Annotated in this window: 2 protein-coding genes; both read right to left on the bottom strand. The window is 43.8% G+C overall.

The genetic code is table 11. The annotated features are described in order from the left end of the window. Positions 1-1,096, bottom strand: a 1,096-nt coding sequence (locus C6G87_RS07660; protein ID WP_104752920.1) for a DNA type IV secretion system protein ComB10, incomplete at its 3' end; no start/stop codon positions are given. Further along, the coding region (locus C6G87_RS07655; protein ID WP_104752919.1) for a TrbG/VirB9 family P-type conjugative transfer protein at positions 1,086-2,168 on the bottom strand (1,083 nt) is incomplete at its 5' end. The genes C6G87_RS07660 and C6G87_RS07655, both read right to left, overlap by 11 nt.

Here is a 2,168-nt window from a genome sequence, read left to right as displayed (position 1 = left end):
TAATAATGATGGGGTTGATATGGGCTTTATCTGCTAGGATTTGTCCGACCACTTGGTTGAGATTCATCCCTGTATTGCGGGTGAGTTGCATGAGCAAATAATCCCCAAAGAAGGGATTGCCTACCCCTGCTTTATTCTGTCTATTAGCCAAAGCTGAAGTCAAGCCAATGAGCAAACCATTAGAGAGAGTAGAGGTGAGCAGAGGCAAGCCGTATTTTTGAAAATTGCGCGCAATAACCTTGCCAATGAGCCCATTGTAGCCCTTCACATCTGCCCCCCTAGCGTTAGTGAGCATAATATTAATCCCCTGCGGGGTGATGATGCGTGTCCATGCAATATTGAGGCGGTACTCCCCTATCTTGTTATTGTTATTGTAGTAGCCAATGACCTTTGAGCCTTTAGGGATGAGCACCGCTCTACCCATGCTTGCAAAAATATCTGTCTCAACTTGTGCAGTAACCTTGCCTGCAATTTGGCTAGAAATGGGGGTGATGAGAAAGGCGGGGATCATCTTGTCGGCTGTGATGGTTCTTAAGAGTCTATTTTCATTTGTCCCCCTATCCTGGGCTTTGAGATTTTCAAAGCTATCTGCGCCATATTCAATCTGGGCTTTGGGCGCATCAGGCAGGGGTTCAAAGGGTTGTGCCCTAGAGTTTAAGAGCTCTAGTTGCTCTTTGGTGAGTCTTCTAGTGCGTGGGGGCACAACAGGCTGGGGTGTCTCCACACTTCTAATAGGTTTAGGTGTCTCTGTGCTTTTAAGCACAACCACTTGAGGGGGCTTCTTGGCTTCTTGCTTGGCACTCTCTAGAGCTTTTTCTAAGGCTTTATTCTGGGCTTCCAACTCTTGGTTAAGAGCCCTGTAATCCTTTCTTTCCTTCTCTTCTTCTATGCGTTTGTGCCTCTCTTTAAGAGTGTGCTTATCTGCATTGATGAAAAAATAATCGCTCAAAGGATAGGTGTTCTCTTTCACATCTAAAATTTCCTCCTTATCATTGCCCCCGCTCTTATCTACAATCATGGCTAACGCAAACAAGCCAAAAGCCCCCCCAAACACCATTCCCCCTATTTTGAACCATTTCTTGGTATTAGTGTCCATGTTGACTCTTTGGGTGGAGTTTTTTGACACAAATAATGTCCTTGCCCATCTTCAAGTTCCACACATCGCTCACATCTTCAGCGATGATGTAATCGCCTACCACACGGCTATTAACAGGATTGTCATAGCCATCTACGACTTTGTAGAGCACCGGGAATTTAGAATGCGCGTTAGCTCTATCAAATTTAAAATAAGTGAATTGCTGATCGTTGAAAATGTCTAAGGGTTTGAAAGCAGGAGCTTTCTTACCGGGCTTTTTGCAAATCCACAAACAATACCATTTGCGCTTTTTGGTTGGCACAATCACATAACCGCGTTCAATCTTGGATTTTTCAATGTAGATGTGATTGACTCCATCTCCGATTTTTAAATACTTTCCATCATCGCTCACTTGAGCGGCATAGTCTAGTTTTTTAAAATCCACAGAGTCTTGGGATTTGTCATCTTGAGTATTATTGGAAATCACCGAAAAGGCATCGCTAGCATAACGGCGATTTGGCTCTTCAATGGGGGCTGTTGCCCGAACAGCCGGTTTGGCTGTCTTTTTAGATATTCTCTTGTTTTTAGCTGTCTTTTTGTACTGGGTTGGCTTTTGGGATGTTATCTGCTTTGGACTTGGAGATTCTAGTGCCTTCTCTTCTTCTACGGGCTCTCTTAAAGGTTTGAAAAAATCCTTAGAAGAGACATAAACAATGAGGGCGGGGGTCTTGTGGCTGGTGTAGTTGGTAGAAAAGATATAGAAGCTATACACCTTGCCACTCTTGCCTACAATGGTTAGATTGCTATCCACGCCTATTTGCAAGGGCTTGATGAGCAAGATATTGCTGATGAGATGTTCTTTATCCGTGCCTAGCATTTTGGTAGAAAAGCCAATTTCATCGCCTAAAATGACTTGAGAGATATTGTCGTTGAAAATAAAGGTGGTGGTCATCGCATAGCGCAGGCGGATATTGTAGGTTTCACCAATGTGATAATCTATGAAAGTGGTGTTGTCTCTCTTAGAGTGTCTTTTGCCAAAGAAATTGGACTGAATGGCGTGCAAGTCTTGAATAGGCAGAGCGTCTGATTCTGC

This window comes from Helicobacter baculiformis (assembly GCF_900197685.1).
GTDB classification, from domain to species: Bacteria; Campylobacterota; Campylobacteria; order Campylobacterales; family Helicobacteraceae; genus Helicobacter; species Helicobacter baculiformis.
This window is presented reverse-complemented; position numbering and strand designations above follow the sequence as displayed.